We start from the raw sequence: 3,013 nt of genomic DNA, 5'->3' as shown, positions 1-3,013 counted from the left end.
CCGACCGGATTACCTACCCAACGTTGCTTGATACGGCACTAGTACGAGACTTCCCGCCACCGCACTCCTGCGGGCCGGGCACCGCCCGAGGCCACGAAGTCGTGGACCGCCTGCCGGACATCTGCCACTGCGATCTCCGCGTTGCTGGGCACTTCGCGCTCATGGCATTGGTAGTCGTAGGCAAGCATTTCTGGCGACGTCGCGCCGTTGTCGCTGATCGCGCTCGCTTCGCCGTTGCTACCCATGTAGCCTACGAAACCGCGCTGTGCCGCGCGCACACCAAACTGAAGCGCGGACGACCAGCCCTCGCCCTCCTTGCGCCCGACCTGGGCCATCAGCCCCACCGACTCCTCGGCCGACTCGGACACCATGCGGTCAAGAAGCTCGTCCACCTGGTCCGGTGTGCTGATCGCGAATCCCGATCCGGGTCCTGGGTCGTAGAACGCTTCCAACGTCACCACGGCTGAGCGCCTCCCTTGTATGTCTTCGTGAAACCGCCGGTCCCGTGAACCGTCAAGGTGCTGCCCTCCGACAACACCACACCCAGTAGCGCATCGCAGCTGGCTGGCCCCTCGCAAGGCGTGTTATTGATCACCACCGTGGCTTCGGTGATTCCCTTTTCACGCATCTCGGCGGCGATCTTGAGTTCCACATCCGCAGCTACCGTCACCGGTACGTACGGGCATCTAGCGTCCGCCAAAACCTGGTTGATCTGTTCTGTGTACTTGTCCCGGCCACTGCTGATCGGCTCTATAGTTTTACCAGGCGCAAACCAGCGTCCCTGCGTCTTCACCCCGCGCCTGCGTGTCACCGGTGGCGGCAGCTCTCGCCGAGCCTGTTCGACCAGGTCCTCGTCCTCTTCCGGATCACTGGACGAAGTGGCCGGGCTAGGAGGAGCGGACTGTCCAGAAGCGCCAACCGAAGTGGACTCCGCCGGCACTCCCAAGCTGTGGAGATACCCGTCGAGCAGGTCCGACGACCGGCCAATGAGGCCGGAGACCGTCTCCGACGAGGCACCGACCTCGGCGACCATGCCCGGCAGCCCAGCGACCGTCGGGTCCGACGTACCGGACGCGGCCTCCGACCACTTCCCGCCAGCTTCCTCAAGCTCTTGACCAGCGCGCTTGAGAGCAGCCGTCGCCTCCTCTATCTTGGCAAGCGCCGTCCGCACCCCGCCGGCGATCTCCTCAACCGGTCCCACGGCCCCTCCCCAGAGCGTCGTCCGACCGGAGACTACCCCGGAGATCGACTCGCGGGGGCATTCTCGCAGGTCAAGGTGCTCAAGACTCGGCCTGGAGCTGGCCGTTCGCCGGCCTTGTCCGTCGTTGATTGCCCAGCCGAGAAGACACGGAACCCTGTCCCCGGTGGTCGCTACCTTCGACGCTGCCAAACGAGTGAACAACTGTCGATGTGGCAACAGGAAAACCTGGAGTGGCGTATGCCTCGACGAAGCGCCGAATCAGTCAGGCGCGAGGAATAGGGGGCGTCACGGTGCAGACCTTCACACGACGGGACACAGGCACAGTGACGGCAACCGTAGGCGCCGGCCGAACAGCGAAGCGCGACCGCAGCTCTCGCCGCACTCGCCGTCGCCAGCAGCATGGCACTGGCGGGAGCACCGAGCGCAGCGGCTGCTGAAGACCCGGCGCATGTCAGCCTTTCGTACTACGAAACTTATTTCGTCGGCAAAGCCAACTGGTTCAACAGGTCTGTTCGAGTCGATGGCCAACTCCGTGCCCTGTCAGGCAGCTGTCGACGGGTGTACGTTCAAACGTTTAACACCGCTCATGTCCAATTGGGCGCCCAAAGCACCAGTGTCCAATGCGGGACGTCCGAACAACACATCACCGTACCTGCTGATGTTCCTGGCGGCGCCTCATTCGTCTGGGTCTTATTCCTCGCACCCGATGGTCGCCAGCTGGACAGCTGTGAGGCGCAACCCGGCTACGAAACATGTGACTACTGACCACTACGGCGCTTCTCGATCAGCCGCCGATCCCAGGGACGGAGGTTGAAATCACCACCGCCTAAGCGCTGCCAGACCGCGCCGGTGGTGCCGCGCGTGGCGTCCTACGCGGCTCGCTCGTCAACGTCGATGAACAAGGGGACGCATGACCTGGTGGGCAGCAGTACTGGGATTCGCCGGCGCTCTCGCTGGGAGCTGGGGTGGTCAGCTCATCGCCTCCCGCCGCGAAGACCGTCGCTGGCACCGTGAGCGGGAGCGGGAAGACCTTCGCCATGAGCGGGAGATGGAGAAGCTGCGGCTGCAGTACGACCGCGACGTCGACCTTGCCTGGCGCACCGAACGCGACGCCGCCTACACACGACTGTTCACCGTGATGCTCGCGTTGGAACCCAAGTTCCACGCGCCTATCGAGAACCCCGACGTCGTCCACGACGAAGTCGAGCAGCAGGACTTTCAGCGGATCCACCTCGAACTCCACGACGTCTACACCCTGGTCATGATCGGAAGCAGCACCGCGGTCGACGCGGCCGGCAGGCAACTGATCGGCGCCTGCAAGGACCTCGGCGTCTGGTACTCGCCGAAACTACGTCCCACGAACGGCGCCGAGCCGAACTACACCCGGCTTGTCGGGGCTTTCAACGCCGCCTTCGAAGCTCTGATCGACGCCTGCCGGCACGAGCTCAAACGACCGGCCGTACTCACTGGCGATCTTCTGCTGATGGTCCAGGCATCCCGCCGGCCTCACCAATGGCCGGCGGGCCCCTGCGGGGTATGCCGACTGGGAGTGCGACAGCAATCGATCCAGCAGGCAATATCGCCGGATACCCGGGTCCTCAAGTGCTTATTTGACTGAGTGGTGACGTCGAGGATTCTGAAGCAAGCACAGCAAGGCGACCCGGACTGAGGTTGCCCCCGGGAATCGAACACCGGGGTTTATGCCACGAGGGCGAGGTCTTGACGATAGCTTATGCGGGTCTCGTGGGGTGTTCGGTAGTCGAGTGTCGAATGTAGACGGTCGTGGTTGTAGTAGCCGAGGTAGGTGAACAC

At 63.7% G+C, this 3,013-nt stretch carries 3 protein-coding genes; 1 reads left to right on the top strand and 2 read right to left on the bottom strand.

Annotated features, from left to right (window positions below):
• Positions 1–38: 38 nt before the first annotated feature.
• Positions 39–461, bottom strand: a complete 423-nt coding sequence (locus BS329_RS41660) for an Imm1 family immunity protein (protein WP_076169135.1) — start codon at positions 459–461, stop codon at positions 39–41.
• Entirely contained in the window at positions 455–1,201 is a 747-nt protein-coding gene (locus BS329_RS42280) for a DddA-like double-stranded DNA deaminase toxin (protein WP_084750927.1), read from the bottom strand. The genes BS329_RS41660 and BS329_RS42280 overlap by 7 nt, the downstream gene beginning before the upstream one ends.
• Positions 1,202–2,249: 1,048 nt before the next feature.
• Between BS329_RS42280 and BS329_RS41650 the strand changes: the two genes are divergently transcribed.
• Positions 2,250–2,819: a hypothetical protein gene (locus tag BS329_RS41650; protein ID WP_076169134.1), complete on the top strand. Its 570-nt coding sequence runs from the start codon at positions 2,250–2,252 to the stop codon at positions 2,817–2,819.
• The last annotated feature ends 194 nt before the right edge of the window (positions 2,820–3,013 follow it).

It is taken from the genome of Amycolatopsis coloradensis, assembly GCF_001953865.1.
GTDB classification, from domain to species: Bacteria; Actinomycetota; Actinomycetes; order Mycobacteriales; family Pseudonocardiaceae; genus Amycolatopsis; species Amycolatopsis coloradensis.
This window is presented reverse-complemented; position numbering and strand designations above follow the sequence as displayed.

Coding starts and splice junctions, on each gene's coding strand:
- BS329_RS41650 (WP_076169134.1), top strand. CDS start 2,250: ATGGAGAAGCTGCGGCTGCAGTACGACCGCGACGTCGACCTTGCCTGG.